The organism is Acinetobacter sp. S4397-1 (genome assembly GCF_024129285.1).
Taxonomy (GTDB): domain Bacteria; phylum Pseudomonadota; class Gammaproteobacteria; order Pseudomonadales; family Moraxellaceae; genus Acinetobacter; species Acinetobacter lwoffii_C.
The window spans coordinates 19,462-36,912 of record NZ_JAMXXZ010000007.1 but is presented as its reverse complement, the minus strand read 5'-3'; the positions used below and the strand labels follow the sequence as shown (position 1 = coordinate 36,912).

Annotated in this window: 12 protein-coding genes and 3 tRNA genes; 8 read left to right on the top strand and 7 right to left on the bottom strand. The window is 46.5% G+C overall.

Features of this window, described 5'->3' with window-relative positions:
- Nucleotides 1-326: 326 nt before the first annotated feature.
- From dmpG to NI467_RS05720, 5 genes are all read right to left on the bottom strand, one after another.
- A complete protein-coding gene (gene dmpG, locus NI467_RS05740) occupies nucleotides 327-1,346 on the bottom strand; it encodes a 4-hydroxy-2-oxovalerate aldolase (RefSeq protein WP_151207099.1) in 1,020 nt (339 codons plus the stop codon).
- A gap of 11 nt (nucleotides 1,347-1,357) precedes the next feature.
- Entirely contained in the window at nucleotides 1,358-2,254 is an 897-nt protein-coding gene (locus NI467_RS05735; RefSeq protein WP_253151591.1) for an acetaldehyde dehydrogenase (acetylating), read from the bottom strand.
- A 21-nt stretch (nucleotides 2,255-2,275) separates the two neighbouring features.
- Nucleotides 2,276-3,073, bottom strand: a complete 798-nt coding sequence (locus NI467_RS05730; RefSeq protein ID WP_151205424.1) for a 2-keto-4-pentenoate hydratase — start codon at nucleotides 3,071-3,073, stop codon at nucleotides 2,276-2,278.
- Between the two features lie 407 nt (nucleotides 3,074-3,480).
- A complete protein-coding gene (locus NI467_RS05725; protein ID WP_253151579.1) occupies nucleotides 3,481-4,149 on the bottom strand; it encodes an HAD-IA family hydrolase in 669 nt (222 codons plus the stop codon).
- Between the two features lie 330 nt (nucleotides 4,150-4,479).
- Entirely contained in the window at nucleotides 4,480-5,448 is a 969-nt protein-coding gene (locus NI467_RS05720; protein ID WP_253151578.1) for an RluA family pseudouridine synthase, read from the bottom strand.
- 770 nt (nucleotides 5,449-6,218) lie between these two features.
- Between NI467_RS05720 and NI467_RS05715 the strand changes: the two genes are divergently transcribed.
- The 5 genes from NI467_RS05715 to NI467_RS05695 all read left to right on the top strand — a co-directional run bounded on the left by NI467_RS05715 (nucleotide 6,219) and on the right by NI467_RS05695 (nucleotide 12,236).
- Nucleotides 6,219-9,722, top strand: coding sequence for an Rne/Rng family ribonuclease (locus NI467_RS05715; protein WP_253151576.1), 3,504 nt, complete (start codon nucleotides 6,219-6,221; stop codon nucleotides 9,720-9,722).
- Between the two features lie 175 nt (nucleotides 9,723-9,897).
- Nucleotides 9,898-11,739 carry a long-chain-acyl-CoA synthetase gene (locus tag NI467_RS05710; protein WP_253151574.1) on the top strand — a complete coding sequence of 614 codons (1,842 nt, stop codon included), beginning with the start codon at nucleotides 9,898-9,900 and terminating at the stop codon, nucleotides 11,737-11,739.
- A 190-nt stretch (nucleotides 11,740-11,929) separates the two neighbouring features.
- Nucleotides 11,930-12,005 (top strand) — tRNA-Lys (locus NI467_RS05705).
- Between the two features lie 23 nt (nucleotides 12,006-12,028).
- Nucleotides 12,029-12,104: transfer RNA gene (locus NI467_RS05700), tRNA-Lys, on the top strand.
- Nucleotides 12,105-12,160: 56 nt separating this feature from the next.
- Nucleotides 12,161-12,236: transfer RNA gene (locus tag NI467_RS05695), tRNA-Lys, on the top strand.
- A gap of 157 nt (nucleotides 12,237-12,393) precedes the next feature.
- On the opposite strand, the gene NI467_RS05690 is transcribed toward NI467_RS05695, so the two are convergent.
- On the bottom strand, nucleotides 12,394-13,080 hold the full coding sequence (locus tag NI467_RS05690) for a hypothetical protein (RefSeq protein WP_151205122.1): 687 nt from the start codon (nucleotides 13,078-13,080) through the stop codon (nucleotides 12,394-12,396).
- A 243-nt stretch (nucleotides 13,081-13,323) separates the two neighbouring features.
- Between NI467_RS05690 and NI467_RS05685 the strand changes: the two genes are divergently transcribed.
- The 3 genes from NI467_RS05685 to NI467_RS05675 all read left to right on the top strand — a co-directional run bounded on the left by NI467_RS05685 (nucleotide 13,324) and on the right by NI467_RS05675 (nucleotide 16,003).
- Nucleotides 13,324-13,533, top strand: coding sequence for a PspC domain-containing protein (locus tag NI467_RS05685; RefSeq protein WP_151205123.1), 210 nt, complete (start codon nucleotides 13,324-13,326; stop codon nucleotides 13,531-13,533).
- A gap of 190 nt (nucleotides 13,534-13,723) precedes the next feature.
- The gene (locus tag NI467_RS05680) at nucleotides 13,724-14,506 is read left to right on the top strand and encodes a sulfite exporter TauE/SafE family protein (protein ID WP_253151573.1); all 783 of its coding nucleotides are present in this window, start codon (nucleotides 13,724-13,726) and stop codon (nucleotides 14,504-14,506) included.
- An 87-nt stretch (nucleotides 14,507-14,593) separates the two neighbouring features.
- Nucleotides 14,594-16,003 (top strand): DASS family sodium-coupled anion symporter, encoded by a 1,410-nt coding sequence (locus NI467_RS05675; RefSeq protein ID WP_151205125.1) that lies wholly within the window; start codon nucleotides 14,594-14,596, stop codon nucleotides 16,001-16,003.
- 182 nt (nucleotides 16,004-16,185) lie between these two features.
- Here the strand turns inward: NI467_RS05675 and NI467_RS05670 are convergent, their stop codons facing one another.
- The gene (locus tag NI467_RS05670) at nucleotides 16,186-17,298 is read right to left on the bottom strand and encodes an HPP family protein (RefSeq protein ID WP_253151571.1); all 1,113 of its coding nucleotides are present in this window, start codon (nucleotides 17,296-17,298) and stop codon (nucleotides 16,186-16,188) included.
- Nucleotides 17,299-17,451 lie beyond the last annotated feature (153 nt).

Sequence of the window (17,451 nt, the reverse complement as noted above, 5' to 3'; positions counted from 1 at the left end):
AAGATATTTTGCTCGATATTCGTGGGGTTTTTTCTAAACCCCTGTTCTGTCATCTATTTTTAATAAAATTTTAGTTTTTGAAACATAAAATAAAAAAACTAATCGTTTTTAAGTTTAAATCCCCGTATTAATCCTGCTAAGCAATTGATTATATTAATATACTTCAGATATAACCCAATATGCTTTAGCTATAATTTAAATTTAAGCAAGTAACGCTTCTACTTCGCGCTCCTCTTCTTAAAATACAAAACGCCCGATGACCTACATCGGACGTTGATCTGAAAATAACTGCGCAGCGGTTTAAAGGCTAAACAGTTAAAACCACATTAAGCTTCGGCTTCTTTGGCTTTGGACATGGTCAATGCCAGATCTTCAATCATATCTTCCTGACCACCGACTGTGCCACGGCGGCCCAGTTCCAGCAGAATTTCGCGTGCAGATACGCCATATTTGGCTTCCGCACGTTTCGCAAACAACAGGAATGATGAGTAAACGCCTGCATAGCCCAGTGTTGCCGCATCGCGGTCTGCACGGATCGGGTTGTGCATCATTGGAATTACCAGATCTTCTGCCACGTCTTGTACTTTAAACAGGTCAACCCCGGTGTCCATCCCCATACGGTTGGCAACGGCAATGAACAGTTCAAGAGGTGTATTTCCTGCACCTGCGCCCAAACCGGCAGAGGCCAAATCGACACGCACTGCACCAGCATCCACCGCAGCAACCGTGTTTGCCACGCCCATGCCTAAGTTGTGGTGACCGTGGAACCCTAGTTCAATACTTGGATCAAGCGCATCACGCAAGCATGCAACGCGATCGGTTACATCCTGAGGAAGCATATAACCTGCAGAATCCGTTACATAGATACAGTTTGCACCATACGACACCATCTTCTTCGCTTCTTCAAGCAGTTGAGCCGGAGTTGCCATATGGGCCAGCATCAGGAAGCCTACAGTATCCATCTCCAGCTTACGCGCAGCTGTGATGTGCTGTTCAGAACAATCCGCTTCCGTACAGTGCGTTGCCACACGGATGGTTGATACACCAATCTCATGGGCCATTTTCAGATGGTCAACTGTTCCGATACCCGGCAAAAGCAATGCAGATACTTTGGCATTCTTCATGCGTGGCACTACAGCAGACAGGTATTCTTCATCTGTTGCCGCAGCAAAACCATAGTTTACTGATGAGCCACCCAGCCCGTCACCATGTGTTACCTCGATTAACGGTACGCCCGCCTCATCAAGTGCAGTTGAAATCGCAATCATCTGCTCGACAGTGGTTTGATGGCGCTGTGGATGCATACCATCACGCAAAGTCATATCATGAACAATAATCTTAGACATGTGGTTGCTCCTTAAGCCTGTTCTTTTGCAAATACGTGTTCAGCAAACATTTCTGCAGTACGTGCAGCCGCCGCAGTCATGATGTCCAGGTTACCCGCATATTTTGGCAAGAAGTCCCCCAGACCTTCGACTTCCATGAAGATCGACACACGGTTGCCATCAAACACAGGACCATTGACCAGCTTGTAGCCCGGTACATATTTTTGGACTTCTTTGATCATGGCATGCACTGATTCAGTGATTGCCGCCTGATCCGGCTCACCTTCAACCAGACAATGCACGGTATCGCGCATCATTAAAGGTGGTTCAGCCGGGTTAATGATGATGATCGCCTTGCCTTGTTTTGCACCACCGACTTTTTCGATTGCACCGGCAGTGGTACGGGTAAATTCGTCAATATTTTTACGTGTACCCGGACCTACCGACTTGGTGGATACGGTTGCAATGATCTCACCATATTCAACCGGTTGAACGCGGGAAACTGCAGCGACCATTGGAATGGTCGCCTGACCACCACACGTTACCATGTTTACGTTCGGCACTTCGCCAGCAGCCAATAGCGTTTCTAAGTTTACAGGCGGTACACAGAACGGACCAATCGCTGCAGGTGTCAAATCAATCATCAATACGCCCAGCTCGTTCAGCTTGCGGCTGTTTTCAGCGTGAACGTATGCAGAAGTCGCATCAAAGGCAATTTTGATGTCATCTTCCAGAACATGCGGCAGCAGACCGTCTACCCCTTCAGCCGTGGTTTTTAAGCCCATTTTCGCTGCACGTGCCAGACCTTCAGACGTTGGGTCAATGCCCACCATCCACACTGGCTCCAACCATTCGCTACGCTGTAATTTATAAAGCAAGTCCGTACCAATGTTGCCGGGACCGATCATTGCACATTTAATCTTTTTCATGAATGTACTCTCAATATTCCATTATTCAGCAGCAAAAGCAGCTGTTACTGAACCAAAGCCTTCAATCTCAACCTTGAACTCATCGCCCGGCTGAGCAACCACCATCGGGCCTAAAGCACCGGTCAGGATGATGTCACCTTTGAGCAATGGGCGACCACGGCGTACCATCTCATCTGCAAGCCAGACCGCTGCATTTAAGGGATTGGCCAAACATGCTTTACCCACCCCTTGTGAGACCACTTCAGCACCGCGAGTCATGACCATCTTGCAGTTCACCAGGTCAAGGTTGTCGAGTTTCACCGGGCGTGAACCCAAAACAAATGCTGCCGAAGAGGCATTATCTGCCACGGTATCAATCAGGCTGATTTTCCAGTTCTCGATACGGCTATCGACCACTTCAACTGCAGGAAGTGCATAATCAGTTGCACTGATTATGTCTGCATAGGTGTGTTTTTCTTTGGTTAAATCTTCTTTGATCACCAATGCAATTTCCGCTTCAACTTTAGGCTGAATCAACAGACCGGCAGGAATTGCTTCACCATCGCCATAGGCCATGTCTGCAAACAACATGCCAAAGTCAGGCTGATCTACGCCGAGTTGTGTCTGAACCACTTTAGATGTCAACCCGATTTTACGACCCACCAGACGGCGGCCTTCAGACAACGCACGCGCTGTATTGATTTCTTGAACGGCATAGGCAATATCCACGTCCGCACTTTCACCACCAAGTTCAGGGCGAATCGGTGCGATCGCAGTTTGTGATAATTCAGCGCGACGAAGGGCGTGTGCAACTGATTCAACAACAGCAGAATTCGACATCAGTGTTTCCTTAAACTGCAAAAATGAAGTTTATGCCTACATCCAGACGAAGTCGTTCAGCAAGCTGGAAACGACCTGACAATGAGCTGGGATTGTCTGTCCTGAACGAGACATAAACATATACAATCTAAGAATCTGAAAATTAAGAGATGAATGCCAATAGTTATTTTATTTTTCGCTATAGCTATTAACTATTAATAAATCCAATATTATTTTAAATAAAACAGCGACTTAAGTTATGAATTCGACTAAATCCACAGCAAATTCATCAACATTGCTCTACGCTTAAATTGATCAAGTTTGCAGCTTTAGACTAAAAGATAAGAACATATCCGGCAGTTGAGTGCATTTACAGGCACTCTTTTCAAACCGAGTGCCTGCAAGTTTACCGATCTCAAGATAAGCGATTAAATCGCTTCTTTCCATTGAACTTTAGCCAATAAAAAGCTATTCAGGCTGCGAATATCATGCACGATGGTCAAGGGATTAAACTGTGCCAGCGTTTCAGGCGTATGCACGCCATAGCTCACCCCCACACTTGGCATCGCAATCTTCTGTGCCATCTCCAGGTCATAGGAGGTATCTCCCACCATAATCGCCTCATGCGACGCCACACCAGTTTCAGACAGAATCTCAGCCAGCATCAGCGGATCAGGTTTGGAGCGGGTTTCACTGGCCGCGCGGGTAACCGCAAACAGCTCGACACTCTCGGTTTGCTTTAGGACCCGATCCAGCCCTTTACGGCTTTTTCCGGTCGCGACCGCCAGTTTTACGCCCTGCTCTGCCAGCTCTTGCAACATCTCCGCCACACCAGCGAACCAGCAATCTTCAGTAGAGTTCGCCACATAATGCTCAGAATAAGCCTGTAAAATATCGCTATGTAATTCTGGCACTGTCGGAAACAGGCGCTGGGCAACTTCAGGCAAACCCAGACCGATAATACTTTTGGCATCGGCATCGGTCAGCGGCTGATTAAACTGCCGGGCTGCAAACTGGAGACTTGCCACAATCTGGCCAACTGAATCGAATAAGGTGCCATCCCAATCAAAAATAACCAGTTTTACAGGTGAGTTCATATAAGGTCCTAATATTTGATTCAGTATCTTTAAGCCCTCTCCTTCTAGGAGAGGGTTTGGGAGAGGTTAGTTAAATTTAATTCACTACCACAATTAATGTCAGTGAGCAGCTGTTTTCGTATAGGTATTATCTACTTTTCAAGGATGAAAAGTAGCAAAAATCCTTTGTTACTCTGATGGCACGTCCTTGTACCACAGAGTAACGGCGACATCCATGTCGCCCTTCATTGATTTAGAAATTGTCTTGAATCATCTCTACCTTTAATAAAGAAGGGAATTTTCCTCACTCAAATAAAGCAAAATCAGGAAGACTCATTAAAAAGCTAAAGATTACTCTTCATCTTCGGCAAGTGTGACCAGCTTATCCGCCTTCTGCGCTCTGAGCTGCGCCACCAGACTTTGCATATCTTCAGGCAAGGGCGCCTCAATTGTCGGATAGCCTGGAATATCCAGACGCATGGCATGCAAGCACAAACGGCGTGGTTTAGGTCCTCTATATTCGGTTTCGTGACCATATTTTTCATCCCCCACCAAAGGATGACCAATACTAAAACCATGCACACGGATCTGGTGGGTACGCCCCGACAGCGGAGAGGCATAGACCAATGTGGCATGCATAAAGCGCTCTTGCACATTCCACTGGGTTTTGGACTCTTTGCCTTCTTTAGACACCCGCACGCGACGTTCGCCATTTGGCAGCTCATAACGATACAAAGGGGCATCAATCAACTGCTTGTCCAGACTCACCTGGCCTTTGACCACCGCAGCATAGGTCTTGTGAATTTTATGTTCTCGCAGCAGGTCTTGCAGGGTTTTTAGCACGCTACGTTTTTTCGAGATCATCACCAAACCGGAAGTGTCACGGTCAATACGATGAATCAACTCCAGATATTTTTTCCCGGTTGCAGCACGTAACCCCTCTATCAGGCCATAGGCCACACCACTACCGCCATGCACGGCAATACCGGAAGGCTTATTCACTACCATTAAGCCTTCATCTTCGTAAATCACACGGGCCAACAGACCTTGAGCGACCTTGTCGGAGACGGGCGCTGCAGTTTCATCTTTCTGCTCATAACGGATCGGTGCTACACGAATTTGATCCCCAATCGAAAGTTTGGTTTCTGCCTTAATCCGTTTTTTATTCACACGAACCTGGCCTTCCCGAATCAAGCGATAGATACGGCTTTTGGGCACGCCTTTCAGACGACTAAACAGGAAATTATCGATGCGCTGACCATCCTGGTGCTCATCCACTTCAAACCAAGTGACACTTTGCCATTGTTGCGTAGAATTCATACAGTTACTGTGACCTGAAATTGACTTAAATTGAATAAAAAATGATCATTTAGATTATGCTTTACACAAGAAACATAAGCTTAGCCCATAGGCAGATGATGCAAGGTTTGATATAGTCAGCGCACGGAAACCATCGTTTGTGAATAACAATTGAAGCATTTCAGATTTTTTTCTGAATTTGATTATTCAATTAAAGACTCACATGATACGGGAAGGTCCCCAAAGAATTATGCCGACGCCGAAGGCTTATTATATCGGCAAACAAAGCAAACTGTTGCGTTTAATTGTACCTCAGGTACATAAATCAGTTTGTCTGAAAAAATATGTCGCCAACCTAGTTGGTTTTTAAACGTAAACTGATACACATCAGATTAGTCGCACCCTGGAAACGACTTCAGGCTACAGTGTTTGATGCATTGGATCTGCACCGTTTGTAAAGATACGATGATAATTCCGTATCAAGACCCCCTATCTACAGAGAAGGGTTGATCTTCGAACAACGTGACAGTGAAAGTTACTCACATCCAATGCACCGCTCGTCCGCCAGTGAAGCGTTCAGGTGACTTTAATCATTTAAAGATTGAAGCCGTATTGTCATCCTCAATACGTGAATCAAAGCCGAAGCTGATCTATATAGGTAGCAGCCGGTAAAAAAAGACTCAGACCACAATGTCTTTACATTTAGTATCTGGGCCGTTGATCCGTGATGTGTGATGTTCGCTACGTGTCTAGCGATTTTTTGCTGTGTATCACTATAAGGTGTTACACCCATGAAACGTATGTTGATTAATGCAACACATGCCGAGGAAATTCGCGTTGCACTTGTCACTGGTCAGCGTCTTTACGATTTCGACTTAGAAAACCGTACCCGTGAACAAAAAAAATCTAATATCTATAAAGGTCACGTGACTCGCGTTGAACCTTCTTTAGAAGCTGTATTCGTTGAATACGGTGCAGGTCGCCAAGGCTTCCTGTCGATGCGTGAAATCGCCAATTCTTATTACAAAGCCGATCCTCGCCAAACATCAAACATCCGCGAACTGATCACTGAAGGCACCGAACTTCTGGTTCAGGTGGAAAAAGAAGAACGTGGCAATAAAGGCGCGGCCCTTTCTACGTTTATTTCACTGGCTGGTCGTTATCTGGTGCTGATGCCAAATAACCCGAAAGGTGGCGGTATCAGCCGTCAGATTTCAGGTGCAGTACGTGAAGAACTCAAAGAAATGCTGGCTTCCCTGAACGTACCGCGTGGTATGAGCGTGATTGTTCGTACTGCCGGTATTGGCCGTTCTCAGGAAGAGTTACAACTTGATCTGCAACACTTGATGGATCTTTGGGCTCAAATCCAGAGTACAGCCAACTCTGGCCCATCCCCAATGCTGGTGCACCAAGAAGCTGGTGTTGTAACCCGTGCCATTCGTGACTATTTACGTGATGATGTTGCTGAGATCCTGATTGACTCAGAGCAGGCCTATAACGAAGCTTATAATTTCGTAAAAGCCGTCATGCCGCGTCAAATTGACAAGCTGAAAACCTATACCTTAAATGAGCCTTTATTTGCCCATTTCGGTGTTGAAAGCCAAATTCAGACCGCTTATGAGCGTGAAGTCAAACTTCCGTCTGGTGGTTCAATCGTGATTGACCAGACTGAAGCCCTGGTGTCAATTGACATCAACTCGGCAAAGTCGACCCGTGGTCAGGACGTTGAAGACACCGCACTCAATACCAACCTGGAAGCCGCTGAAGAAATCGCACGTCAATTACGTTTACGTGATATTGGTGGTTTAGTCGTGATCGACTTTATCGACATGACCAAAGACCGCAACCAGCGTATGGTCGAAGCCAAACTGCGCGAAGCGACCCAAAGTGACCGCGCACGTATCCAGTTCGGTCAATTATCCCGTTTCGGCCTGATGGAAATGAGCCGTCAGCGTTTACGTCCGTCTTTGGAAGAAGCGACTGGCTATGTTTGCCCTCGCTGTCATGGCACCGGTATGGTACGTGATTTACGCTCACTTTCCCTATCGATCATGCGTAAAGTCGAAGAAATTGCCCTACGTGAACGTCATGGTGAAGTACAGGTTGAAGTTCCGGTTGAAATCGCGGCCTTCATGCTGAATGAAAAGCGTCACAGCCTAGTTTATCTGGAACAAACCTCCAATGTACGGGTGACTGTGCTGCCGCACCCGCACCTGGAAACTCCGCATTATGAAATCACGTATAATGCTGAAGGCTTTGCGCCGACCAGCTATGAGCGTACAGAAGCCACTCGTTCAAGTGAGAAAGAGTTAGGTTATGAGTCTTCTGAATGGCATCTAGAAGAAGAACAGCATGCACAACATGCTGCACCAGCGCCTGCACAGCCACAACAAAACAACGGCCGCAATCACAATAAACGTCGTAATCAGCAAAACCAGCCGGCTCAACCGCAAGTTGCACAGCAGGCCCCTGTTCAGGCAGCAGCTCCTGTAGCATCAAGCAGCCCATGTGCATGGTTAGAAAACCTGTTTGTACAAAAACAGGCGGCCACTGTAGATCAGTCCCGTACAGCAAATAATGCTGCTGCCGCAATTGAGCAAATGGTAAATGGCGGTGCGGTTAGCCGTGGTCAGTTTGGCCGGGTCAATGCAGCAGCTCCGGCGCAACCAGTAGCCAGCGTGGCACCAGCAACATCAAGTAATGTGTATCTTGCGCCTTCTACCGTGGCACACAAGCAAGAGCCTGAGCCGACTGAAAAACTGGTAGAGCGTGAAGAAAAATCACAGCGTCCGCATAAAAAGCAGCGCCCTAGCCGTCATAAAGACACACGTGAACACACTCAGTCTGAAAGCTCTACTGTATCGACATCTCACGCCAACACCTCTCATCAGGTGGTGGAAGAAGTAGTTCAGGTATCACGTCAAGAGCAACGTCAAGAAGCACGTGAACATAAACGTCATTCTCGCCGTCAGCATCATAACGACACCGCACAGAGCCATGATGCACAGAACAATGAGCAGCAACAGAATGTGCCACGTCGTGACCGCCGTAACCAGCAACGTCCGGAACGCCCGAATCGTCACCGCGATCCAAGCGTGCTGAATGAACCAGCAGTGGAAACACCGGTAGTGCCTGAAGCAGCAGCTATCAACCAGAAACAGCCTCAGGTTGAGATGATAGATGCGCCGCGTCAGGACATTATGCCGACAGCTATGGTGGTGAATATTGATCAGGCAAGCAGTGAAATTGTCGCATTAAACGGCACAGCAGCACCAGTTGCAACACCAGCTCCTGAAGTGACTGCGCCAGCTGATACACCTGTAAAGGCTCCACCGGCTGAAGAGTTCTTGGCTGAGGTGAAGACAGCTGAAGCAGAAGAACCGCAAGTCAAAGCTGAAGCTCAGTCGACCAAGCCACGTGCCAGCAATGATCCGCGTCAGCGCCGTCGTCAACAGCGTGAAGGTCGATCTCACCAGGCCAAAACACCACAATTGACTGCGTCGCAAATTCCGACTCTGGGTCAGTTTACAGTGGGCAGCCTGATTCGCCATGTATATGGTGAAGACTGTTCTGTGCTGATTGAACAGTTTGGTCTATTACCCACCTTTAACCGTGCCTTGCTGAAGTTTACGCAGGAATATAATGCGACTGTAGCCAAAGCAGCAGCGCCTGAGCCTGAGAAAAAGCCTGTCACCCGGGATGTAGAAGTTGCCAAGGCACAGCCTGAAGCAGAGCCTGCACCAGTTCTGGATTTAACACCGCCAGCGCCTACGCCAACCGCGCGTGTAGCCAATGACCCGCGAGAGCGCCGTCGTTTAGCTAAACTTGCAGCAGAGCAAGCCTTACAGCAGGCGAAGCAGCAAGCTCAGGCCGGGTCGGCAAAAAAACTGGCTGATGCACCTGTCGAAGAGGCTAAGACAGTAGAAGCAGAGCAAGCTGAAGTGACCAGCACTGAGACAGTTCAGGCCGATGTGGCGAAAGCGCCAACAAATGCGACCGTAACTGCTGAAGTCCCGGAAAACACAGCAGTCGAGTCAGTGCCCGAAGAAGCCGTAACAGCTGAAGAAGTGACGGACACGCCAGCAGCTGCAGAAGTGGCCGAAGTCAGCGAAGCTCGTGAAGAAAAGCCTCAAGCTGAACAGAAAGCGCCTATCACTGAAACTGCGGATTCACCTGCCGCAGATCAAACAGCGACTGAAGCAGCAGAGGCGGAGAAAGCCGACAAGCAGGCTGCTCGTCCACGCCGTCCACGTGGCCGTCCACCTAAAAAAGCAAATCCTGCAACGGAGTCATAATTCGCCCAATTGTAGGAAGATAAAAAAACCTAGTCATTTCGGTGACTAGGTTTTTTTTGCTAAATTTAGTCAGAATAGGTTGATTGCACTAGACTTTAAACGTTAAAAGATAAGAGTTAAGCGTTTATTGCATATAAATCACATGTAGTGGATACGAAAAATAAATAGGAAGATCATGAGCCCGATGAACCAACCCGATCTGATTGGTATTGCAGATGTCGCAGCCAAAATTCCAGCTTTTTTAAATAAAATACCAAACCTGCTGCATGGACTAAAACAGGCTTATTTACGTACTCCCAATACCCCAACCGGTCTAGGTATGGCTTTTGAGAAAGCGGTCCTGCGTAATCCGGACGGAAACGCCTTACTGTTTGAAGAACAGCGTTATAGCTATGCGCATTTAAATGCCTGGGCCAATCAGATTGCTCATTTCTATCTTTCCTTAGGCGCACAAAAAGGCGATGTGGTGGCGGTCATGATCGAAAACCGCCCCGAACTCATCACGACAGTTATTGGTCTGGCAAAAATTGGCGTGACCATTGCCCTGCTCAATACCTCACAGGTTGGCAAAGTCCTTGCGCATAGCATCAACTTGGTCAAGCCGTTTGCTGTGATCGCCGGGGAAGAGTGCCGCGTCGCAATTGATGAAATCCGGCATGAGCTGGCTATTGCTGCGGGTCACTTCCACTGGTTTGCAGACCAGGATACACAAACAGATGCTGGGCAGGCACCCGAAGGCTTTGTCAATCTAGCAGAAAAAATTGACCTGTTCCCGAAATTCAACCCGTCTACCACCGGCTCAGTGCAGGGCAAAGACGGCCTGTTCTATATCTATACTTCGGGAACCACCGGCTTGCCGAAAGCTGTCATCTTTAGCAATGGACGCTGGACACTGGCCTATGGCACCTATGGTCATGTACTGAACCTGAATCAAGAGGATGTGATGTATTGCACCCTGCCGCTTTATCATGCTACGGGGATGGTCGTGTGCTGGTGTGGCGTGATTGCAGGAAGCAGCGCACTGGCCATTCGGCGTAAATTCTCGACTTCCTCATTCTGGAAAGATGTCAAAAAATTCGATGCATCCGCAATTGGGTATGTCGGCGAATTATGCCGTTATCTGATGGATGCACCGCCTTCGGAGCAGGAACACGGCCACCGGGTCACCAAAATGATTGGCAACGGCATGCGCCCGAATATCTGGGACAAGTTCAAGGCACGTTTTGGGATTAAAGAAGTTCTAGAGCTATATGCCTCCAGCGAAGGCAATGTTGGCTTTAGTAATGTGTTTAATTTTGACAATACAGTCGGCTTTTCGCCCACCCCCTATGCGATTATCGAATTTGATAAAGAGAGAAATGAACCAGTCCGTGATACCAAGGGTCACTGCAAACGGGTAAAAAAAGGTGAAACTGGCCTGTTAATTGGCAAGATTACCCGTCGTTCGCCTTTTGATGGCTATACCGATCCGGAAAAAAACAAGTCCGTGATTATGACCGACGTTTTCACTAAGGGAGATGCCTATTTCAATACCGGTGATCTGGTGCGTGATATCGGCTTTCGGCATGCCCAGTTTGTAGACCGTCTCGGTGACACTTTCCGCTGGAAAGGCGAAAATGTCTCGACTACTGAAGTTGAAAACATGCTGACCGAATATGACAAGATCGTTGAAGCAGTGGTCTATGGCGTAGAAATCCCCAATACCAATGGCCGTGCCGGCATGGCGGCCATTACCCTGCAGCCAGGCAGTGAACTGAACGAACAGGACCTGAAACAGATGGTGAGTACCTTTAAGCAATGCTTGCCTGCTTATGCAATTCCGGTATTCTTGCGTATCCAGCAGCAAGTAGAAACTACGGGTACCTTTAAATACCAGAAAAACCAGCTTAAAGAACAGGCGTTTGATCCTCAAAAAACCGATGAACGCTTGCTGGTTTTGCTTCCGAATGCGACAGAATATTGCGAATTGACCCAGGAAATATTCAACAATATTCAAGCCTATCAATACCGTTTTTAGTTTCAAAGCGCATTTTTTAAAGAGATTGAGTGAATTTGTTGCATTTATAAACAAACATCAACAAGTTTGCTAATTTTTACTTGCGCTCAGTTGATAACTTGCTACAATACGCTCCATCAAAACGAAGTGGTGTTGAGGAAATCTCTTTTTCTTGCACTGCACATTCAGACCAGGTTTGAGTGTTGGTTCAGGGTCGTTAGCTCAGTCGGTAGAGCAGCGGACTTTTAATCCGTTGGTCCCGCGTTCGAATCGCGGACGACCCACCATTTATTTTGATGTACCTAGAGATGGGTCGTTAGCTCAGTCGGTAGAGCAGCGGACTTTTAATCCGTTGGTCCCGCGTTCGAATCGCGGACGACCCACCATCTTTTAAAGGCTTCTGATACGAAGCTCTTTTCGCTTTTAAAGCAATATCTTGAATGGGTCGTTAGCTCAGTCGGTAGAGCAGCGGACTTTTAATCCGTTGGTCCCGCGTTCGAATCGCGGACGACCCACCATTCTACCCCTCAGAATAATTTTCTATTGATCAACCGATCATTCCGGTTTAGCGTATAACGCTTATCTTATTGATTTTTATAAGTTTATTTCTAATCAGAATAAGCTAATCCGTTTTTTACCCTTCGATGCCCATGACATTATTCAAGGTCTGATCGCTTATTGCGGCGGGAAATTATCTTTTTTGCTCAACACATAAGCTTTAGAGGGCGCCGGATAGCCGCGCTCAAATAACTCCTGATTGATGGTTTCTTTTTCACTATGAATTTTTTCCAGATTCATCACCAGCTGATTGCTATTTTTAATAATGTAATAAAAGCTGGCACCTTCTTTACGCTGGATAATCAGCTCGGTACGTTCCGGATTCACAATCCAGCGATCTTTACGATAGGTGATATTGCCATCATCGGAGTTCTTTGAATTATCAATAAAAATTTTACCATGCTGCACAATACTGCGATGCACTGTACCATCTGCCAATAAAGTCAGAATAAATTCAGCTGTTCCCTCGAGACAAGGTACAAAACGGCCATCACACTGAATTTTAGCGCAATAGCGTCCTACAAAATCCTGGGCATATTCAGGTACAGGCTGAGACTCCCCGGCTGTTTCGGCCCGAAAATTGGTCTGGGAAGCGATCTGGGTCAAGGACTTGGCGACCACCGGCTCTGTAGGCACGGTATTGGCCGCCGTTATGCTGATCCCACTGGCCTGTTCCGATCCACCAATTTCCTGCATAGGCTGAACCTGATGACGATCACAGGCCAACAACCCCGCTATACCAGCGAATACCAGACCCAGCCGGCTCAAAGTATTGAATGCATAAACTGACACAATTGATTTCATCTTTTCACGCACCGCAATAGGGCTATATATGCCATAGGGCTTATAAGAGTTGTATAAATTTTTGACATAAATCAATGAATTTTTCATTATGTTAGAGGCTGAAGCCTAAATAATTAATCTTTATTAACATTACTTAACGAATTAATCGGGAGGATATGCTTTAAAATTTGCAAAAAAGCTCCATCTTTTAATTCATGAATCATTTTGTAAAGATTCAAGCTTATTTTTTTTCAGGAGATATGTATGACCAATGTTGGTTTATATCGCTCGAACCGCTCCAATATGATTGCAGGTGTCATGGGCGGTATTGCTGAACGTTTTGGTTGGAACGTCACCCTATTACGTCTTATTTTTGTTTTGCTCTCGGTAATGAGCGCAGCCTTTCCGGGTATTTTGGTTTATCTGGTCTTATGGCTGGTGATTCCAAAAAAGAACCTGATGCTGGAAGAATAACCCTTATTTTCCTTTAAGTTTTCACCCAAATTGAATGTGGTGAACTTTTATACCGCAATAATTCCCCCAAATTATTGCGGTTTTTTTATTGATTTTTCTTTCTATTTTTTAAAGCCGATCTCAAGCTGGCTATTTACCCTATCGCAGATTCGCTATAACTTAGTCATGTATTTCTAGAAATGGATATTCAATGACGCAGGCAGAATGGATCATCTTATGTCTTTGTGCATTTGCCGCGCTGTTACACGGATTAAGCGGCTTTGGCTTTCCAATGATGAGTACGGCGTTACTCTCGGCGCAATACTCCTTAAGTCTGGCCATCGCTCTGGTCATTCTGCCCTGCCTGCTGCTTAACCTGATTTTACTCAAAGCCGATCCTTCCCGGGGGATGCTCGCAAGCATCACTTATCATTTTAAAAAATACTGGCCACTGATTCTGAGCAGCCTGTTGGGCAGCCTGCTCGGTGTAAAATTACTGCTTTGGCTGAATGAGGGCTATCTTAAATTATTACTCGGTGCAGTAATCCTGTTTTATGTGCTGGACCAGCTGCGCCACCAGCCTTTTCAGGTCAGCCCCACTGTATGCAGCATGCTCGGGTTCGGTCTGCTGGCAGGGACAATTGGCGGAGCCACCAATGCCATGGCCCCTTTTTTAATGATGTATCTGCTGAGCTGCAAGATTTCTACCACTGAAGTCGTGATGGTCAGCAACCTGAATTTTATTGTCAGTAAACTGGTGCAGCTCTGTGTGCTCTTCCCTCTCCTGCTACAGCTCAATCCCCAACAGCAGTATATTTTAGTCTGGATTACAGTATTTGCGCTGGCCGGCGTCTGGATAGGTGGAAAGATTCGCCATCGGCTATCACCACAACATTTTAGATCTCTGGTCTTAGGACTGTTGCTGATCTTTGGCCTGCATGCACTCTGGCAAAGTACTGCACTATTACAACATTCTGCGCTACTCATTAAGTAGTATATTTTTCAGGACAATATCCATTACATTAGATCAATAATAACCAGGACAAATTCTTTCAAATAAAATATGGAGTAAGGAGATTGTATGAGTGTTAATTTAACCACCCCGACCAATGTCATGCCCAAAGGAAGCCGTAAGGGTTGGATTCTGATTATTCTTTCCACCCTGATTGCCTATGGTCTGTATAACATTTTGCCCTATGATGAAAATGCCAATAAGGGCTTAGCTCTATTAATCTTTATTGGTATTTTATGGCTGACTGAAGCCTTACATATTACGATTACTGCACTACTGGTTCCCGTGCTGGCGGTACTGCTGGGCATGCCCATGGCCTCGGGTGAGGAACTGGTTCCCATCACAACTCAGGCAGCATTGGCCACGTTTGCTGATCCGGTAATTTTCCTGTTCTTCGGCGGTTTTGCTTTGGCAACGGCGCTGCATATCCAGAAACTCGACAAGAAAATTGCTATGTGGATTATTTCACTCTCCGGTGGGCATCTTGGCGTCTCGGTGCTGGCAATTTTTATTGTCACCGCCTTGCTTTCCATGTGGATTTCCAATACTGCTACCGCAGCAATGATGTTACCGCTGGCACTGGGCTTACTTGCACATCTGGATGTACAGCATGAACGTAAAACCTTTGTTTTTATTCTGCTCGGGATTGCCTATTCCGCCAGTATTGGCGGTCTTGGCACCATGGTTGGCTCACCGCCCAATGCGATTGCGGCCAAGGCACTCGACTATGATTTTGCCGACTGGATGAAAATCGGTTTACCGATGATGCTGATTATCCTACCTGCCATGCTGGTCAGTCTGTATCTGGTGCTGCGTCCAAAACTGAATCATAAAGTCCAGTTTATCACTGAAGATATTCCCTGGACCGGCACCCGTATCGCCACCATGATTCTGTTCCTATGTACCGCAACCGCCTGGATTTTCAGCAAGAAGCTGACGGAAAACTTTGGAATCAGTCAACCCGACACCTGGATTGCCATTTTAGCAGCTTGTATGGTGGTCATTCTGGGCACCGCGACATGGAAACAGATTTCAGAAAATACCGACTGGGGCGTGCTCTATCTGTTTGGTGGTGGCCTGACATTAAGTGCCGTTCTGAAAGATTCAGGCAGTTCACTGGTGCTGGGTCAGACTCTGGCCAATGCCTTTGGGGATGCCTCTCCACTACTGATTATTTTCGTGGTAGCAACCTTCATTATTTTCCTGACCGAATTTACCAGTAATACGGCCTCTGCCGCACTTCTGGTTCCGGTCTTTGCCGCCATTGCTGCCCAAATGGGTATGCCTAAAGAAATTCTGGTGATTGTAATTGGTATCGGTGCTTCCTGTGCCTTCATGCTACCTGTGGCAACGCCACCAAATGCGATTGTGTTTGGTACCGGTCATATCCAGCAAAGTGAAATGATGAAAGTAGGCTTTGTCCTGAACATCATGTGTATTTTCCTGATTTCCCTATTTATTTACTGGTTCTTTATTTAATTTGTCTTTTCAAATATAGACCAAAGCATACTCCGGTGTGCTTTTTTATGGGAATCTCCAAATTGTTCTAGTCTGCAAAAAAATAAGCCCTGTTTTTTTCTACACCTCAAATTCTATAAAACTGGCTGATAAGCAGACTCAATAAAATACAGGTCTCATCCCTGCTATAGGCAATTGAGTGTCTAAGCTTTCATTTTAAAATGGTTCAGTTCCTGATTTAAGGCGGCAATAATATCGGCCCGGCTAATAATCCCCACCAGCTGCTGCTCACTTACCACTGGAATATAATTAAAAGAACGTTCAACAAAATAAGGCACCAGATCCTGAATCGGTTGCAAGGGCTGCACTGTCACCACCTTACGGGTCATAATGTGTTTGACTGGATGTTCCCAGCTGCTGCGAAGATCACCAGCATGCTTCAACCATTCCACCACCTCATACATCGCCAGGGTCCCGACCAGTTTTTCATTGGCATTGACCACTGGCAGGCTCATCAGGTTCATCTGCTTAAACTTGTCCAGAGCATGCTGAATATTATCTGTTTCATGCAATGTAACCACGTCCTTGGTCATAATATCCTGACAGCTGAACTGGGTAACTGCACGCGCATTGGCCAGGTCTTGTGCCTCTAAAATAATCTTTTGCAAATCATATTCACTAATGTCCAGCAGCTCGGTCTGATGGTCCAGCACGTCCTGAATATCTTGCGGCCGAATCGTCACTTTCTGGGTCGGCGTTGGGTCTTTGGAGCGAGTATTCAGCTGGGCCTGTTGCTGTGGATAACGCTTGCCAATCATCCGGTTAAAAATAATTGCAATCACCATCAACAAGACCGAATTGAGCAGTACCGGGTAAAAAACAAAGGCATAGCCTAATTCATGTACCGCACTACCGCCCAGTACTGCCGTAATAGCCACCGCACCACTGGGTGGATGCAGGGAATCCGTGGTCATCATCAGGATAATTGCTAGAGCCACTGCCAGACTAAAGGCTTCGGTCGGATTGGCAATATACAAGGCACAGGTCACACCGATCACCGCAGCAATGGTATTTCCCACCATAATGTTCCAGGGCTGTGCCAGGGGACTGGCTGGAACAGCAAAAAGTAGGACCGAAGACGCACCCATCGGCGCAATATACCAAGCCTCAAAGTCTCCCAGTATCCAGTAACTCAGCAGGGAGGATACTCCAAGACCCAGCAATGCACCGATTCCACATAACAAACGATCTTTAAAAGGAAGAACTTTAAAATTGGGTTTTAAGGTATTAAGCCATTCGAGATTTGAGTGAAACACGCTTTGCCTGGTCTGATTTTTTTACAAATTTTGCGTATTATAAAACCAAGTGTTATTGAAGATGTATTCATTTTATATCTTTTCTAAATTGATTTTTTTACTGATACAACAATGCTTAAAATAAAATCAATAAATATCAGTAACTTAAAATCA

Excerpts from the sequence above, each read along its gene's own strand:
- NI467_RS05690 (WP_151205122.1), bottom strand. The coding sequence starts at position 13,080 with ATGAAATCAATTGTGTCAGTTTATGCATTCAATACTTTGAGCCGGCTG.
- dmpG (WP_151207099.1), bottom strand. The coding sequence starts at position 1,346 with ATGTCTAAGATTATTGTTCATGATATGACTTTGCGTGATGGTATGCAT.
- NI467_RS05725 (WP_253151579.1), bottom strand. The coding sequence starts at position 4,149 with ATGAACTCACCTGTAAAACTGGTTATTTTTGATTGGGATGGCACCTTA.
- NI467_RS05715 (WP_253151576.1), top strand. The coding sequence starts at position 6,219 with ATGAAACGTATGTTGATTAATGCAACACATGCCGAGGAAATTCGCGTT.
- NI467_RS05730 (WP_151205424.1), bottom strand. The coding sequence starts at position 3,073 with ATGTCGAATTCTGCTGTTGTTGAATCAGTTGCACACGCCCTTCGTCGC.
- NI467_RS05685 (WP_151205123.1), top strand. The coding sequence starts at position 13,324 with ATGACCAATGTTGGTTTATATCGCTCGAACCGCTCCAATATGATTGCA.
- NI467_RS05720 (WP_253151578.1), bottom strand. The coding sequence starts at position 5,448 with ATGAATTCTACGCAACAATGGCAAAGTGTCACTTGGTTTGAAGTGGAT.
- NI467_RS05675 (WP_151205125.1), top strand. The coding sequence starts at position 14,594 with ATGAGTGTTAATTTAACCACCCCGACCAATGTCATGCCCAAAGGAAGC.
- NI467_RS05710 (WP_253151574.1), top strand. The coding sequence starts at position 9,898 with ATGAGCCCGATGAACCAACCCGATCTGATTGGTATTGCAGATGTCGCA.
- NI467_RS05735 (WP_253151591.1), bottom strand. The coding sequence starts at position 2,254 with ATGAAAAAGATTAAATGTGCAATGATCGGTCCCGGCAACATTGGTACG.
- NI467_RS05680 (WP_253151573.1), top strand. The coding sequence starts at position 13,724 with ATGACGCAGGCAGAATGGATCATCTTATGTCTTTGTGCATTTGCCGCG.